This is a genomic window from Pseudonocardia sp. (assembly GCF_025965585.1).
Lineage (GTDB): Bacteria > Actinomycetota > Actinomycetes > Mycobacteriales > Pseudonocardiaceae > Pseudonocardia.
The window spans coordinates 17,282-32,094 of sequence record NZ_JAOPWR010000511.1 but is presented as its reverse complement, the minus strand read 5'-3'; the positions used below and the strand labels follow the sequence as shown (position 1 = coordinate 32,094).

The 14,813-nt window shown below is 71.7% G+C and carries 19 protein-coding genes; 9 read left to right on the top strand and 10 right to left on the bottom strand.

Translation table 11 applies throughout. The features are described from left to right. The 3 genes from JWR81_RS31220 to JWR81_RS31210 form a co-directional block, all read left to right on the top strand. The coding region (locus tag JWR81_RS31220; protein ID WP_297661102.1) for an IclR family transcriptional regulator at positions 1–456 on the top strand (456 nt) is incomplete at its 5' end. Positions 457–500: 44 nt separating this feature from the next. Further along, complete coding sequence (locus JWR81_RS31215; protein WP_297661100.1) at positions 501–1,457, top strand: PDR/VanB family oxidoreductase; 957 nt, start codon at positions 501–503, stop codon at positions 1,455–1,457. Then, the gene (locus tag JWR81_RS31210; RefSeq protein WP_297661098.1) at positions 1,454–2,665 is read left to right on the top strand and encodes a cytochrome P450; all 1,212 of its coding nucleotides are present in this window, start codon (positions 1,454–1,456) and stop codon (positions 2,663–2,665) included. The genes JWR81_RS31215 and JWR81_RS31210 overlap by 4 nt, the downstream gene beginning before the upstream one ends. Positions 2,666–2,892: 227 nt before the next feature. Here JWR81_RS31210 and JWR81_RS31205 read toward each other — a convergent pair whose 3' ends face one another. Continuing rightward, positions 2,893–4,179, bottom strand: a complete 1,287-nt coding sequence (locus tag JWR81_RS31205) for an MFS transporter (protein WP_297661096.1) — start codon at positions 4,177–4,179, stop codon at positions 2,893–2,895. Positions 4,180–4,320: 141 nt separating this feature from the next. On the opposite strand from JWR81_RS31205, the gene JWR81_RS31200 reads away from it, so the two are divergent. Further along, positions 4,321–4,500 carry a hypothetical protein gene (locus JWR81_RS31200; RefSeq protein ID WP_297661094.1) on the top strand — a complete coding sequence of 60 codons (180 nt, stop codon included), beginning with the start codon at positions 4,321–4,323 and terminating at the stop codon, positions 4,498–4,500. A gap of 173 nt (positions 4,501–4,673) precedes the next feature. Beyond that, positions 4,674–4,877, top strand: coding sequence for a cold-shock protein (locus JWR81_RS31195; protein WP_185721642.1), 204 nt, complete (start codon positions 4,674–4,676; stop codon positions 4,875–4,877). Between the two features lie 56 nt (positions 4,878–4,933). Here JWR81_RS31195 and JWR81_RS31190 read toward each other — a convergent pair whose 3' ends face one another. Beyond that, entirely contained in the window at positions 4,934–5,488 is a 555-nt protein-coding gene (locus JWR81_RS31190) for a TetR/AcrR family transcriptional regulator (RefSeq protein ID WP_297661093.1), read from the bottom strand. 79 nt (positions 5,489–5,567) lie between these two features. Between JWR81_RS31190 and JWR81_RS31185 the strand changes: the two genes are divergently transcribed. Then, a complete protein-coding gene (locus tag JWR81_RS31185) occupies positions 5,568–6,800 on the top strand; it encodes an MFS transporter (protein ID WP_297661091.1) in 1,233 nt (410 codons plus the stop codon). On the opposite strand, the gene JWR81_RS31180 is transcribed toward JWR81_RS31185, so the two are convergent. Genes JWR81_RS31180 through JWR81_RS31150 form a run of 7 tightly spaced genes read right to left on the bottom strand, consistent with a single transcriptional unit; the run spans position 6,758 to position 10,997 of the window. Beyond that, positions 6,758–7,138: a DNA polymerase ligase N-terminal domain-containing protein gene (locus JWR81_RS31180; protein WP_297661090.1), complete on the bottom strand. Its 381-nt coding sequence runs from the start codon at positions 7,136–7,138 to the stop codon at positions 6,758–6,760. The two genes, JWR81_RS31185 and JWR81_RS31180, sit on opposite strands and share 43 nt — an antisense overlap. Beyond that, the gene (locus JWR81_RS31175; RefSeq protein WP_297661089.1) at positions 7,135–7,791 is read right to left on the bottom strand and encodes a TetR/AcrR family transcriptional regulator; all 657 of its coding nucleotides are present in this window, start codon (positions 7,789–7,791) and stop codon (positions 7,135–7,137) included. Before JWR81_RS31175 ends, JWR81_RS31180 begins: the two co-directional genes overlap by 4 nt. A gap of 26 nt (positions 7,792–7,817) precedes the next feature. Continuing rightward, on the bottom strand, positions 7,818–8,042 hold the full coding sequence (locus JWR81_RS31170) for a hypothetical protein (protein WP_297661088.1): 225 nt from the start codon (positions 8,040–8,042) through the stop codon (positions 7,818–7,820). After that, on the bottom strand, positions 8,039–9,412 hold the full coding sequence (locus JWR81_RS31165) for a phenylacetate--CoA ligase family protein (protein WP_297661087.1): 1,374 nt from the start codon (positions 9,410–9,412) through the stop codon (positions 8,039–8,041). The genes JWR81_RS31170 and JWR81_RS31165 overlap by 4 nt, the downstream gene beginning before the upstream one ends. 3 nt (positions 9,413–9,415) lie before the next feature. Next, positions 9,416–10,207: an enoyl-CoA hydratase/isomerase family protein gene (locus JWR81_RS31160; protein ID WP_297661086.1), complete on the bottom strand. Its 792-nt coding sequence runs from the start codon at positions 10,205–10,207 to the stop codon at positions 9,416–9,418. Then, positions 10,207–10,608, bottom strand: coding sequence for a MaoC/PaaZ C-terminal domain-containing protein (locus JWR81_RS31155; RefSeq protein ID WP_297661085.1), 402 nt, complete (start codon positions 10,606–10,608; stop codon positions 10,207–10,209). Before JWR81_RS31155 ends, JWR81_RS31160 begins: the two co-directional genes overlap by 1 nt. Beyond that, on the bottom strand, positions 10,608–10,997 hold the full coding sequence (locus tag JWR81_RS31150; protein WP_297661084.1) for a MaoC family dehydratase N-terminal domain-containing protein: 390 nt from the start codon (positions 10,995–10,997) through the stop codon (positions 10,608–10,610). Before JWR81_RS31150 ends, JWR81_RS31155 begins: the two co-directional genes overlap by 1 nt. A 178-nt stretch (positions 10,998–11,175) precedes the next feature. On the opposite strand from JWR81_RS31150, the gene JWR81_RS31145 reads away from it, so the two are divergent. The 3 genes from JWR81_RS31145 to JWR81_RS31135 are packed head-to-tail and all read left to right on the top strand — an operon-like array spanning position 11,176 to position 12,445. After that, positions 11,176–11,913: a Phenylacetic acid catabolic protein gene (locus tag JWR81_RS31145; RefSeq protein WP_297661081.1), complete on the top strand. Its 738-nt coding sequence runs from the start codon at positions 11,176–11,178 to the stop codon at positions 11,911–11,913. A 14-nt stretch (positions 11,914–11,927) separates the two neighbouring features. After that, positions 11,928–12,170, top strand: coding sequence for a hypothetical protein (locus JWR81_RS31140; RefSeq protein WP_297661080.1), 243 nt, complete (start codon positions 11,928–11,930; stop codon positions 12,168–12,170). After that, positions 12,167–12,445 (top strand): hypothetical protein, encoded by a 279-nt coding sequence (locus JWR81_RS31135; RefSeq protein WP_297661078.1) that lies wholly within the window; start codon positions 12,167–12,169, stop codon positions 12,443–12,445. Before JWR81_RS31140 ends, JWR81_RS31135 begins: the two co-directional genes overlap by 4 nt. Here JWR81_RS31135 and JWR81_RS31130 read toward each other — a convergent pair. Then, positions 12,442–14,760, bottom strand: coding sequence for a transglycosylase domain-containing protein (locus tag JWR81_RS31130; protein WP_297661077.1), 2,319 nt, complete (start codon positions 14,758–14,760; stop codon positions 12,442–12,444). The genes JWR81_RS31135 and JWR81_RS31130 overlap by 4 nt on opposite strands. Between the last annotated feature and the right edge of the window lie 53 nt (positions 14,761–14,813).

The following is a 14,813-nucleotide window of genomic DNA, read 5'->3' as shown; positions in this document are numbered from 1 at the left end:
GTCGTCGGCCACCACGCCCAGCTCGGTGTCCTCGACGGCGACGAGGTGCTGTTCGTGGAGCGCCTCTCCGCCCCCGGAGCGGTGATCAACTACACGCGGATCGCCGGGCGGCTGCCGCTGCACGCGTCGTCGTCGGGGCTGGTGCTGCTCGCGCACGGGTCCCGTGAGCTGCAGGAGAGGGTCCTCGGCGGTCCGCTGCCCGGCTACGCGGAGCACACGATCACCACCCCGGGGCGGCTGCGCGCGGTGCTCGCCGACGTCCGCCGCACCGGCCACGCGTTCTGTCCGGGCCACATCCACCCCGCCGCGCTCGGCGTGGCCGTACCCGTGCGCGACGGTCGCGGCGTCGTCGTGGCCGCGGTGGCGGCGATCGTCCCCAACGACGCGGACGGGCGCTCCGTCGTCCCCGTGCTGATGGCGGCGGCGCGTGGGATCGGGCGGGCTCCCATTCAATGAGAAGCGTGTCGCGGCCCACGTCGCGGCACCGGCACGATCCGACGATGTCCGGAAACGACGCAGACGTCGTGACACTCGCGGTGGCGGCGAAGACGCAGGTGGCGGACGGGGTGGTGGTCCTGGCCCTGGAGCATCCCGAACGGCGCCGGCTCCCGGACTGGACACCGGGCTCCCACATCGACGTGGTGCTGCCCGACGGCTCGGTACGCCAGTACTCGCTGTGCGGCGACCGCTGGGACGCGCACTCCTACCGCGTCGGCGTCCTGCGCGAGGTCGACGGCCGGGGCGGGTCGGCGTACGTGCACGACCACCTCGGCGTGGGTGACCGCGTCGGCGTCGGCGGCCCGCGCAACCACTTCCCGCTGGTGCCCTCGCAGCGCTACCTGTTCGTCGCGGGCGGCATCGGGATCACGCCGCTGCTGCCGATGATCCACCAGGCGCAGCTGCTCGGGGCCGAGTGGGACCTCGTCTACGGCGGCAGGCGGCGGGCGTCGATGGCGTTCCTCGACGAGCTCGCGGCGTACGGCCACCGCGTCCACCTCGTGCCGGAGGACGAGCAGGGGCTCATCGACCTCCCGGCGTGGTTCGCCGAGGTGCGCCCCGGCGTGCGGATCTACTGCTGCGGTCCGGCCCCGCTGCTCGACGCCGTCGACACCGCGTGCGCCCACTGGCCCGAGCACACGCTGCGTGTGGAGCGGTTCGTCGCGCAGGAGCAGGAGGCGCCCGTGCGCGCGGACCCGTTCGAGGTGGAATTGGCCCGCACCGGCGCCGTCGTGACCGTCACACCGGACCTGTCGGTGCTCGAGGCGGTGCGCTCGGCCGGCGCCGACGTCCTCTCGTCCTGTCGGCAGGGCACGTGCGGCACCTGCGAGACCGCGGTGCTCGCCGGCGTCCCCGACCACCGCGACTCGATCCTGGCCGACGCCGACCGCGCGGCCGGCGACTGCATGTTCGTCTGCGTCTCCCGCTCGATCGGCGACAGATTGGTGCTGGACCTGTGATCACCCTGGCCACGAACGACGACCTGCCTGCCACGGACGTCGACCCCTTCTCCCACGAGGTGCTGGAGGACCCCCTCCCGTTCCACGCCGAGCTGCGCGACGCCGGGCCGGTCGTGCACCTGTCGCGCTACGACACCTACGCGATGGGCCGCTACGAGCAGGTGCACGCGGCCCTCGTGGACTGGCAGGGCTTCCAGTCCGGTGCGGGCGTGGGCCTGTCGAACTTCCGCACCGAGAAGCCGTGGCGCCCGCCGAGCCTGCTGCTGGAAGCCGACCCGCCCGGCCACGACGCCCCGCGCCGCGTGCTGAGCGCGATCCTCGGGCCGCGCGCGCTGCGGCGGCTGCGGGAGCGGTGGTTCGCCGCCGCCGAGACCCTCGTCGACGCCGTGCTGGCCTCCGGTCCCGAGATCGACGCGGTGCCGGCGCTGGCCGAGGCGTTCCCGCTGACGGTGTTCCCCGACGCCGTCGGCATCCCCGCCGAGGGCCGCGAGAACCTGCTCCCGTACGGCGACTTCCTGTTCAACGCGTTCGGCCCGCACAACGACCTGGTGGCCGAGGCCACGCCCGACGCCGCGCGGCTCGGGGCCTGGGTGAACGACCAGTGCGCCCGCGCCGTCCTCACCGCCGACGGCTTCGGCGCGCAGATCTGGGCGGCGGCCGACCGCGGGGACATCACCCCCGACCAGGCGCCGCTCGTGGTGCGGTCGTTGCTGTCGGCGGGCGTCGACACCACCGTCCACGGCCTCGCCGCCGTGCTGCACGCGCTCGCGACCCACCCCGACCAGTGGCAGCGGCTGCGGTCGGCGCCGCACCTCGCGCGGGTGGCGTTCGACGAGGCCGTCCGCTGGGGCGCGCCGGTGCAGACGTTCTTCCGCACGGCCACCAGCGACATCCGCGTGGCCGACACGGTGATCCCGGACGGCAAGAAGATCCTCATGTTCCTCGCCGCCGCGAACCGCGACCCCCGGCACTGGCCGGAGCCGGACGTCTTCGACCTGGGCCACGACCCGTCCGGGCACGTCGGGTTCGGGATGGGCATCCACCAGTGCGTGGGCCAGCACGTGGCCCGGCTGGAGGCCGAGGCCCTGCTCACGGCTCTGGCCGCTCGGGTGGGGACGATCGAGATCAGCGGTCCGACGCGGCGCCACCACAACAACACCCTGCGCGCCTGGGGCTCGCTCCCGATGCGGCTGACGGCGGCGAGGTGACGGGCCTCGAGCCGGGTGGTGGACGAGCGTCGCCACGGTGAGGCGGGCCAGGGCGGAACGCGGCGTGTCCACCGCCGTGTGCGGCACGCGCAGCAGCGCGCCGGGGTCGCCGCCCAGCGGCCGCAGGAACCCCGCCGCATCGCCCTGCGCCGTCCACCAGCACCAGCGGACGGCCGGTGCCCGTCTCCCGGTAGGCCAGGCGGCGCCGTCCCGCCCCGGGAACCGCCTCAGCGGACCGCGGCCGCGTCCGACGGCGAGGTGCCCAGCCTCCCGCCGAACTCGATGCCCTTGGCCTCCTTGCCCACCAGCGTCAGCACGATCACCGCGATCAGCACCGGCACGACCGTCACCACGAGCGCGAACGGGTAGCCGTGCGACGCCGCGAGGCTCTGCTGGATCGGCAGGTTGAACGCGGCCAGGCAGTTCCCGAGCTGGTAGGTGACGCCGGGATAGAAGCCGCGGATGGTGTCGGGCGACATCTCCGTCAGGTGCGCCGGAATCACGCCCCACGCGCCCTGCACCATCATCTGCATCAGGAACGAACCGAGACACAGGAATCCCGCGGTGGTGGAGTGCGCGAACAACGGGACGATCGGCAGCGCGAGAGCGGCCGCGAACGCGATCGTGTAGCGCCGGCCGAACCGCTCCGACAGCGAGCCGAACACGACGCCACCGATCGTCGCGCCGACGTTGTAGATCACCGCGATCCACGTCGCCGTCGCCACCGACAGGCCCGCCCCGCCGTCGTCGGTGGCCTTCAGGAACGTCGGGTAGAGATCCTGCGTGCCGTGGCTCATCCAGTTGAACGCGGTCATGAGCAGGATCAGGTAGACGAAGCGACGCAGCACCGTGCGGTTGAACAGCACGTCCTTGAACGACGACTGCGTCATGCGCATCTTCTCGCGCGTCTCCTGCCAGACCTCGGACTCCTGCACGCGCGTGCGGATCAGCAGGCTGATCAGCGCGGGGATGATGCTCAGCGCGAACAGCCAGCGCCACGACAGCCCCAGACCCGTCATGACCAGCAAGGACGCGAGCGACGCCAGCAGGTAGCCCAGCGAGTAGCCCTGCTGCAGCAGGCCCGAGAAGAAGCCGCGGCGCTTCGCGGGGATCTTCTCCATGGCCAGCGCGGCCCCCAGGCCCCACTCCCCGCCCATGCCGATGCCGTAGAGCAGGCGCAGCACGAGCAGCACCGTGAAGTTCGGCGCGAAGGCGCAGAGGAAGCCGACCACCGAGTAGAACGTGACGTCCACGAGCAGCGGAACGCGGCGGCCCTTGCGGTCGGCCCAGAGCCCGAAGATCACGGCCCCGACCGGGCGCATGAGGAGCGTGGCCGTGGTCAGGAACGCCATCTCGGTCAGCGAGACGCCGAAGTCCTTCGCGATGTCGGCGTAGACGAACACCACGATGAAGTAGTCGAACGCATCCATCATCCAGCCGAGCAGCGCGGCGGTGAAGGAGTTGCGCTGGTCGGGCGTCAACGGGACGCGCTCCGCACTGCTCGAACCGAACATCCGCCGGACCGTACGCCGGGAAATGCCGGGCCGCCGGGGCGGACTCACCGTTGTCCGGACAATCCCTTTCGCACCCTTTGCGATCAGGGTGACGGCGGCACGATGCTCGTTCCGCAGTCGGGCTCGTTCTGCCGTCGGCCCATGAGAAGTCGCCGCATCGCCCTGGCCGCGATCGCCGCGCCGGCCGCGGTCTCCTACGCGTGGGCCCTGTACCGCGACCCGCTCGAGCCGTACTACGCCGCAGCGGTACGGACCATGGCCGGGCGCGCGCAGGCGCTCCGGGGCTACTACCGCGTACCGGCTGACGCCGGTGGCGCATGAGCGCGTAGTGTTCGTCACGAGGTCGTCAGTTTCGGTTGTCGTGTCATGCACGCCCGCAGGGACGAGATGGTGGGCGAGGATTGACGTCACAAGGACGCCGGTCGGAAACCACCAGGGTCGACCGGGCATCCGCACAGTGCGGAACCCATCACCATCTGCTAGGAGCACATCGCATGGCACAGGGCACCGTGAAGTGGTTCAACGGCGAGAAGGGCTTCGGCTTCATCTCGGTCGACGGGGGCGGCGCTGACGTCTTCGTCCACTACTCCGAGATCGACGCGGGCGGCTTCCGCTCGCTCGACGAGGGCCAGCGCGTCGAGTTCGAGGTCGGCCAGGGCGCCAAGGGCCCCCAGGCCACCGGCGTGCGCGTCGTCTGATCCACCTCTTCTTCCGGCAGCCCGTCTCCCTGTAGGGGAGGCGGGCTGCCGGCGTCTCAGGACAGGAACGACGCGACGAGCTCCCGCGCCCACCCGGCGTCGCCGGGGCGCTCGGTGAAGATCGCGCGGTAGTACAGCGGGCCGAGCAGCGCGTCGGCCGCCCGCTCGACGTCGGGCATCGTGCCGCTGCGGGAACGCTCACGGTCGAGCATCGCGGCGAGCTGGGCGTGCCGGTCGGCAGTGCACGCGCAGCCGCCCCGCTCCCCTGCCCCGATGGCCGCGCGCATCAGCGCGAGCGTGTCCGGGTCGGCGAGGTCGGTGACCACGTCGCCCACCCAGGTCTCGAGGTCGCCGCGCAGCGTGCCCGTGTCGGGCACGACGATGTCGCCGCTGAACCGGCTGGCCGCGACGGCCGCCAGCAGCTCACCGACCGATCCCCAGCGCCGGTAGACGGTGGTGGCGTGTACTCCGGCCCGCGCGGCGATCACCGGGATCGTCAGCACATCCGGCCCACCGTCGGCCAGCAGTTCCTCGACGGCGCGGTGCACGGCGGCCCGCACGCGGGCGGATCGGCCGCCGGGGCGGGTGTGAGTGGGAATACTCGCGGTCACGAACGCCATTATTGCATTGATCGCTGCGCTAAGCGTACGGTCGCTAAAGCCACGATCACTGCATCAACAGGGAGCGCTCATGCTGTCCCGCCCGGTCTCCTTCGCGGCCCTCACCGCGATCACGGTGCTGTTCATGGCCGCGTCCAGCGCGCCGTCCCCGCTCTACGTCGTCTACCAGCAGAACTGGGGCTTCTCCGCCGCCACGCTCACCGTCGTCTTCGCCGTCTACGTGCTGGGCCTGCTCGGCGCGGTGCTCGTGGTCGGTGCGCTGTCGGACCACGTCGGGCGCCGCCCCGTCCTCGCCGCCGCGATCGCGCTGGAGGCCGCGGCACTGGTGCTGTTCCTCCTCGCCGACGGCGTGCCGGTGCTGCTGATCGCCCGCCTCGCGCAGGGCATCGCCACCGGCGCCGCCATCACGACGCTGGGCGCCACCCTCGTCGACCTCGACCCCCCGCACGCCCCCGGCCGCGCCGGCACCACCAACGGCGTCGCGACGGTCGGCGGCCTGGCCGTCGGGGCGATCGGCTGCGGCGCACTCGTGCAGTTCGCGCCCGCCCCGACCCACCTCGTGTTCGCGCTGCTGCTGGCGGGGATGGTGGCGGCCGCCCTGGTCGTGGCCGGCATGCCGGAGACCTCGGCGCGCCGTCCCGGGGGGCTCGCCTCGCTGCGCCCGCGGGTCGGCGTCCCGCCCCGGCTGCGCCCGGAGTTCTTCGCCGTCGTGCCCACGCTGATCGCCAGCTGGGCGCTCGGCGGGCTCTACCTCTCGCTCGGCCCGTCGGTGGCGGCCGTCCTGTTCGGGCTGCACGACCACCTCGTCGGCGGCCTCGTCGTCACGCTGCTGTGCGGCACGGGCGCGGTCACCGCGTTCACGCTGCGGCGCGTGCCGGTGGCACGCGTCCTCACCGCCGCGTCCGTGCTGCTCGCGACGGGCACACTCGTCACGCTCGTCGGGATCCAGGTCGGCTCGGTCGCGCTGGCCGCCACCGGCACGGTCGTCGCCGGCGTCGGGTTCGGCGCCGCCGCGCTCGGCACCTTCGGCACGCTCGCCCGCATCGCAGCGCCCGCCGAGCGTGGGGAGCTGTTCGCCGTGGCCTACACAATCGCCTACCTGGCCTTCAGCGTCCCGGCCGTGATCGCGGGCGTGGCCAGCGGGCTGGTCGGGCTGCGGCCGACCGCCGAGGTCTACGGCATCGTGGTGGTCGCACTCGGCATCGCGGCACTCGCGGCACAAGGGCTGCTGGCCGCCCGCCGCGCCCGGGTGCCCGCGGCTCAGCCGGTGCCCGCCGCCTGCCCCGACCGGTCGCCGGCCTGATCCTTCACCCGGTGCAGCAGCCAGTCCCGTGACGTGTGGATCAGTGCGTACCGCACCGCACCCTCGCGGCCGTGCAGGGTGAACAGGATCCGGCGGTCGGTGCGGTCGTGCTCCTCCCACCACCCGGTGTCGGCGATCGACTTGTCGGCGTCGATGTATGTGAGGTGATCGAGTTCGTGGTCGGGGACCGCCACGGCCAGCCGGTTGTGCCCCGGCTCGGTCGGCAGGCCCCGCGGCACGGCCCACGACCGCAGCACCCCGTCCTCCTCCAGCCGCAGGTCGTAGTGCGGCCGGGGCTTCCGGTGGTCGTGCAGCACGAACGCCGGCCGGTCGGTCACCGGGACGGAGCCGACGGGGGAGGCCGCTGCCCCAGCACGAGACTCGTCATCGTCTCGGCGACGCGGTCGGGGTCGTCCCGGACCGGGTCGAACCACTTGTAGATCCAGCTGGTCATCCCCAGCACGGCGTGCGCGGCGTGCCGGGCGTCGACGGGCGGAAGCTCGCCGGCGTCCGCCGCGCTCTGCACGATGGCGGCGATCCGGCCGACGTAGGCGCGCTCCTTCTGCCGGATCTCGGCCTCGAAGGCGTCGTCGAGCCGGGGCCGCTGGTCGAAGAACACCGAGAACAGGCTCGGTTCCTCGGCAACCATCCGCACCTGGTGGGCGATGAGCGTGGCGAGCCGCTCGCGCGGGTCGGCGATGTCGGCCATCTCGTCGAGGCGCTGCAACGAGAGGCTGATGGCGCGGTCGAAGATGAAGTACAGGAGCTGGGCCTTGCTGCGCAGGTAGTGGTAGAGGCTGGCCTTGCGCAGGTCCAGGGCAGCGGCGACGTCGTCGAGCGAGCCGGCGTCGTAGCCGCGGTCGTGGAAGACCTGCGCACCGGTCTCGATGATCTCCTCGAGGCGCTGGCGGTACTCCGGCGAGGGCTCGGTGAGGCGCGGACGGCCCGGGCGCCGCCGCGGCACCTCCGGAGCCTCCGACGAGCCGCTCATCCTGCGAGTCTAAGCAGCGACACGGCCTAGATCTCGCCCGGGAACAGCTCGTCGGTGTGCCCGAGGTAGCCCAGGGCGAGGAAGACGTAGGCGTCGGCCATCTCCAGTGCCCGCGCCACCGCGGGGCTGGCCGCGCCGTCCTGTTCGGCCAGCAGCCGGTCGCGCAGGGCGACGATCCGCTCGCGCTGCGCCTCGACCTCCTCCCCGAGGGCGTCCGCCGTCCGCTGCTCCGGGATCTGCGTGCTGGTCATGCCTGACCTCCCAGGGTCGCGATCGGGCGTTCGGACTCCGAGCGGGTGTCGAAGATCCGCCGGGTCTTCAGCTCGTAGCGCGGCAGCGCACCGACGTCGAGCACCTCGGTCTCCAGCCGGACGCCCAGGTGGTCGCGCAGGTGCCGGCCGAGTGCCGCGCCCAGGTCGGCGGCGTCGGCGCCGGGCGCCCCCGCCTCGACCTTGACGAGCATCCGGTCCATCCCGTCGACGCGGCTGATGTGCAGCTCGTAGTGGTTGGACAGGCCCGGCACCTCGCCGACGAGGTTCTCCACGGCCGTCGGGTACACGTTGACGCCGCGGATGGTGACCATGAAGTCGGCGCGGCCGAGCACGGTGCCGGGCATGTGCTTCCAGGTCCAGCCGCAGCCGTGGTCGGGGGCGTCGTCGATGCGGACGAGATCGTGCGTGCGGTACTTGATGAACGGCTGCGCGAAGTGGCAGTAGCTGGTGAGCACGTGCTCCCCCACCGCGTCGGACCCCGTGACGGGCTCGCCCGACGCGGGGTCCACGGCGTAGGAGTGACAGACGTCCTCGACGACGTGCACGCCGCCGCCCCACTCCGCGCACGACTGGCCGATGAACAGCGCCTCGCCCACGCCGTAGGCGTCGTAGATCTGCTCGGCGCCCCAGGCCTCGCGCAGCTGTTCGCGGGTCGCGGGGATGGAGAAGCCCGCCTCGCCGCCACCGGCGAGCATGCGCACCCCGGCGTCGCGGACGTCGAGGCCCTCGCGCTTGGCCACCTCCGCGAGGTGCAGCAGGTAGGTCGGCGTGCCGCAGACGATGGTCGGTCGCCGTTCCAGGATCTGCCGGACGCGCTGCGCGCCGGTCGCGCCGCCGCCGGAGATGATCGTCAGTCCGAGGTTGCGGGCGCCCCAGTAGAAGCTCCAGAGCCCGATCCACATGCCGAAGTCGAAGCAGAAGTACATCGAGTCCGACGGCCGCACGCCGTGGTCCCACAACCCGTAGCAGTACTGCGAGCCGGCCTTGTGCAGCTCGTAGTGGGTGAAGGCCTCGTTGAGGAACCGGCCGGTGGTGCCCGTGGTGTGGAAGTACTGCTGCCACGTCTCGGGGCCGCGCGCGATGCCGCCGAAGCCGTCGGCGCTGGCCTCCTGGTCGGCCACGTAGTGCGGCTTGTCGGTGAAGGGCAGCTTGTGGTGGTAGTCGTCCCAGGTGCGGATGTCGGCGGGCCTGACGCCGGCCTCGTCGTAGAGCCGCCGGTGCAGCGGGGAGTTCTCGTAGGCCCAGCCGACGAGGTGGCGGATCTTGTCCAGGTGGATCGCGTCGAGCAGTTCGCGCGGAGCCGTCTGGGTGGGTGCGTTCCAGAGGCGGGAGGTCTCCAGGGTCGTCATGTCCTACCGTCCCTGCCAGCTCGGGGGGCGCTTCTCGAGGAACGCGGTGGCGCCCTCGCGGTGGTCGTCGGTGGTCTTGAGCACGCTCTGGCCGAGCCGCTCCAGCCTGCGTCCGGTCTCGGCGTCGACGTCGGTGCAGGTGTTGAGCACGAGCTTGGCCATGCCCAGCGCGAGCGGGGCGAGCTTCGCCAGCCGCGCGGCCATCGCGACGGCCGCCTGCACCGCGCCACCGTCGGGCACGACCTCGGTGGCCAGCCCGAGCTCGACGGCCCGGGGCGCCTTCAACGAGCCGCCGAGCATGACGAGCTCCTTCGCCCGGCCCAGGCCGACGTGGCGCACGAGCCGCGAGCAGCCGCCCGAGCCGGGGATCAGGCCCACCTTCGCCTCGGGCATGACGAACCGCGCGCTCTCCCCCGCCACCCGGAAGTCGCACGACAGCGCCAGCTCGAACCCGCCGCCCGCGGCGACCCCCTCGATCGCCGCGATGACGGGTACCTCCATGGCCTCGACCGTGTCGAACACCGCGTGGATGCCGCGCGCGTGCGCCCGGAAGCCGCGCGTGCCGAGCGCGGTGAGGTCGCCCATGCCGCCGACGTCCTCGCCCGCCGAGAACGCCTTGCCGGCGCCGGTGATCACCAGGACCCGCAGGTCCGGGTCGAAGGCGGCCTCCTCGACGGCCTCCCGCATCTCCTGGCGCATGCGGGCGTTCCACGCGTTGAGCCGCTCCGGGCGGTTCAGCGTCAGGATCCGGACGCCGCCCTCCCGCTCCTCGACGGTCAGGTGCTCGTAGCCCATCAGATCCCGTCCCCGGCCAGTGCGATGGTCGCGACCGGGGTGCCGTCGGCCTTGCGGACCTCGAGAACGATCTCAGGGCCCTTCTCCGTGGGCACGACGTTCAGCACGTCGCCGGGGAACACCGGCGCCGAGAGCCGGGCCTGCGCCGAGCGCAGCCGGGCCGGGCCGATCTGCTCGACGACGGCGTCGAGCGCCAACGCGACCGTCAGCGGGCCGTGGGCGATCACCGACGGCAGGCCCGCGGCCTGCGCGAACGCCTCGTCGACGTGCACGGGGTTGTGGTCGTCCACCGCGTCGGCGAAGCGGACGATCTGCTCCCGCGAGAGCGGGCCACGCGTCGATTCCTGCAGCGTCGATTCCTGCAGCGTCGATTCCTGCAGCGTCGGTTCCTGCGGCTCCATCACTTGCCTCCGCGCTCGATGAAGGTGATCGACTGGCGCTGGACCACCGCGCCGGCCGTGTCGGTGAACTCCGCGACGACCACGCCGAACTGGTTGCTGCCCTTGGTGAAGACGTCCTCCACCGCGACGCGCACGTGCACCGTCTCGCCCGGGACGAAGGGCCGTTCCCACTCGTAGCCGATGCCCGCGAGGAGCGCGCGGGACAGGTCGAGCCCGAGCCCCTCCACCGCCGTGGACTCGCCGCCGACCGTGGCCGCGAACCACGGGACCAGGGTGGCGGTCTCCCCCGCGCTCGCGGTGCCGAGCGCTCCGCCCAGCGCGGACAAGGTGGCGTCGGAGACGGTCAGATCCTCCTCCGCCAACGTGCTGCCCTTGGCGTCCTCGCGCATACCGGCCTCCGTCACGACGTCGGGAACAGGGGGAAGTTCGTTCGTCCGTTCGGTCGGAAGAATCTCCGAGCGTCCCTTCCCGAGTCAAGAGCCGAACGGCGGATAATTCGTCCGACTCGTCGGTTGACTGAATGGCGCACACCGTCCTACCGTCCCCTCGAGCGTGAGGAGCACACCCATGACCGTGACCGAACCGGACAAGATCGACGCTGGCAGGCGCGTGTACCGCGAGGGCGACCCGGACCTCCCCGAGGAGTTCCGCGAGCTGCTGGTGCGCATGCTCAGCCACCACCTCGAGAACTCGACCAACCCGCACTTCACGGCGCTGCTGAGCCATCTCTGGAACAAGTGCATGACGCTCGCACCCACCGAGCGGCTCAAGACCACCTTCGCGAAGCTGATGGCGCAGGAGGTGGAGCACGGTGTGATCACCGCGCGGATCCTGGAGGGGCTGGGCATCGGCCCGATCGACGCACCGATCAAGCAGTACCTGTTCCACCTGCCGATCGACACGTTCTGCGACCTCGCCTACTTCAACGGCCTCGGCGACCGCGTCGGCTGCTACATCGGCGAGACGTGGGAGGGCGTGCCCTACGAGCCGCTCCTCTCGGTAGCCGAGCGGCTACACAAGGACGAGGTCTTCCACGCGACCCTCGGCATGAGCAACCTCAAGCGCATCTGCTCCACGCCCGAGGGCCTCGCCGAGGCGAACGAGAAGATCGCGATCTGGTGGCCGGCAGCGCTGGACATGTTCGGCCGCTCGGACTCGAACTTCTCCGACGCCTACGTCCGCTGGGGCCTGCGCACCAAGAACAACGAGGACCTGCGTCAGCAGTACATCGACGACACCCGTCCGATGCTCGAGGCGCTGGACATCGTCGTGCCGGACGACCGGGCCAACCGGCGGTTTCTCTAGTGGGCGGCTGGCAGGTGACCGCCACGCGGCCCGACTCCCGGGTGACGATGTTCGAGGTGGCGCTGTCGGACTACCGCGAGTTCTTCTTCGTCGCCGTCGGGGAGCGGTCGGTGTCGATCACCATGTACGACACCAGCGACGAGACCCACCCCGAGCCGCAGACGTTCACGTTCGCGAAGCCCTACGGCTGGGAGACCGACCTCCCGGACGAGGAGGCGCTGCTGCAGGTCTGGCAGGCGGTCGGCGTGCAGCGATGACGAGCTTCACCGTCCGGGGCACCCGCAACGGCAGCCTCGTGCACGTCACCTGGACCGACGGCGCGCTCACCGGCGACCCACCCACCGTCGACCTGCTGCACACCCAGGCCGAGCTCGTGGCCGTGCTGCACGGCGACCCGCACGCGGCGAACGCCTACCCGGAGCTGGTCGCCCTGCCCGAGGACCCCCTCACCGACTCCCGGGCGGCGTACCGGCTCGTGGTGCACGTGCTCGACTCGGTGCGCGAGACCACCGGCGACCGTGAGGACGCCTAGTTCGGAGGCATACCCGCGCTCGTGAAGAGCGTGATCGACGCCCCGGGCGCGACGTTGCCCTGCGGGCTCTGCCCCACCACCGTGCCCGCCGGAGACCTCGACCCGATCTGCTGCACCGTGGACGGGTAGCCGGCCTGCTGCAGCGCCTGCGCCGCCGCCCTGCCGGACTGCCCGATCACCAGCGGCACGATCGGGCCGTGGTCGCCCTCGGTGAGGTAGGCCGGGTCCGGACCGGGGATGGGCACGTCCGGCTTCCCGCCCAGGATCTGGTTCATCGCGGAGAAGTACGGCGGTGCGGCCACCGTGCCACCGAACGCTCCGTGGCCACAGTTGCCCAGGTGCACCGGGGTGCCGGGGCAGACCTCCTGGGGGTGCGATCCGTCGGCGAACACCATCGACGCCGCCGCGTAGTCGTCCACGCCGCCCACGAAGGCCACCGACTCGCTCTCGTTGGTGGTGCCGGTCTTGCCGATGTCGGGACGGTGCCAGCCCGCGCTCGCCGCGGCCGCGGCCGAGGTGCCCTTGCTGGTGTCCTGGCTCAGACCCGCGGCAAGGGTGTGGGCCAGCCCCGGGGCCACCACCTGCTGGCAGGGATCCTGGTCGACCTGGACAGGCTTCCCGTCGCGGTCGCTGACCGACAGGATCGGGTTGGGCGGGCACCACACGCCGTCGGACAGGATGGTGGCGGAGACGTTTGACATCTCCAGCGTGCTGACCGGGCTGTCGCCGAGCGTGAACGAGAGCAGGCCCCGGAAGTACTGCGACTGCGGCTCGTTGTACTGGGGGTTCCGCGACTGCGGGTCGGCCGGGTCGGTGACCGGCGTGCCGCCCGCGTCGTTGGACGCCAACGTGTGCCGCAGCCCGAGACGCTGCGCCATCTGCAGCACGACCGGCATGCCGGTCTTCGCCTCGAGCCCCACGAACGCCACGTTCGGCGACGTGGCCAGGGCGTTCTGCAGACTGATCGGGTTCGGGTAGCTCGTGCCGTCGTTCTGCACCGGGTAGCAGCTCGTGTACCGGTTGGTGACCGGCGGTGTGAAGCAGTCCGAGCCCGGGTCCGGCAGCTGCGAGGTGAACCCGACGGTGCCCGCCTCGAGCGCCGCCGCCGTCGTGAAGATCTTGAACGACGAACCGGCACCGAACACGTTGCTCGGGTCGGAGACGATGTTGGTGGACCGGTCCCCCGCGCCGGCGTCGGTGCCGAAGTTGCGGTTGGACACCATGGCGAGCACCTGGTGACCGTCGTGGCCCGGCTGGATCAGGGAGAACGTGTTCGCCACGCCGTCCTGCGTGGTGGGGACGTTCTGGTCCACCGCGTCCTTGATCGTCTGGCTCGCCACCGGGTCCAGGGTGGTCTTGATCGTGTATCCGCCGGTGTCGATCTGGTCGGCGGTGAAGCCCGCCTGCTCCAGGTACTGCACGACGTAGTCGCAGAAGAAGCCGGCGTCGGGCGCTGCCGCCATGCACGTGCTCCCGGGCACCACCGGGCCGTTCGGCACCACCCCCAGCGGGGTCGCCTTGGCCGCGGCGGCGACGTCGGGAGCCAGCGAGCCCGTCTGCGTCATGGCGTCGATCACGGTGTTGCGCCGCGCCAGCGCCTGGCCGGGGTGCGTGAAGGGGTTGTACAGGTTCGGGTTGTTCACCATTCCCGCCAGCAGTGCGGCCTGCGGAATGGTCAGCTTGTCCGTGGTCGTCCCGAAGTAGGCCCGGGAGGCCGCGCCGATTCCGTAGATGTTTCCGGAGAACTCCACGACGTTGAGGTATCCGGTGAGGATGTCCTCCTTCGGCACGCTCTGCCCGATCTGCAGGGCGAGCTCGGCCTCCTTGACCTTGCGCGAGAAGGTGTCGGCGCGGTCCTGCTCCTGGGCCGACGGGTCCTGCCGGTCCACCACGTTGATGAGGTAGTTCTTCACGTACTGCTGGGTGATGGTCGACGCGCCCTGGGTGCTGCCGCCGGAGCTGTTGTTGAGTGCCGCGCGCAGCACGGCGCGGGGGTCGACGCCGGCGTCCTCGAAGAACCGGCGGTCCTCGATCGCGATGATCGCGGCGTCCATCGTGCGGGAGATCTGCTGGTAGGTGACCGGTAGCCGGTACTGGTCGAACAGCTGGGCCATCGGCGTGCCGTTGCGGTCCAGCACCGTGGTGACGAGCGGCATGTCGGTGGACGTGACCTGCGACGCCTGGACGTTCGCCGCCGCGTCGTCCACCGAGCCGTTCACCTGGTTCGACAGCAGGCCCACGCCGATCACGGCGGGCGACAGCAGGCCGGCCACCAGCACACCCGCGAGCACACAGGCCCCGAGGAGCAGCGCCAACGGCCGGCCATGACGGATCCCCGGACGCATGTACAGGTGCCTCCCAGCAGCTC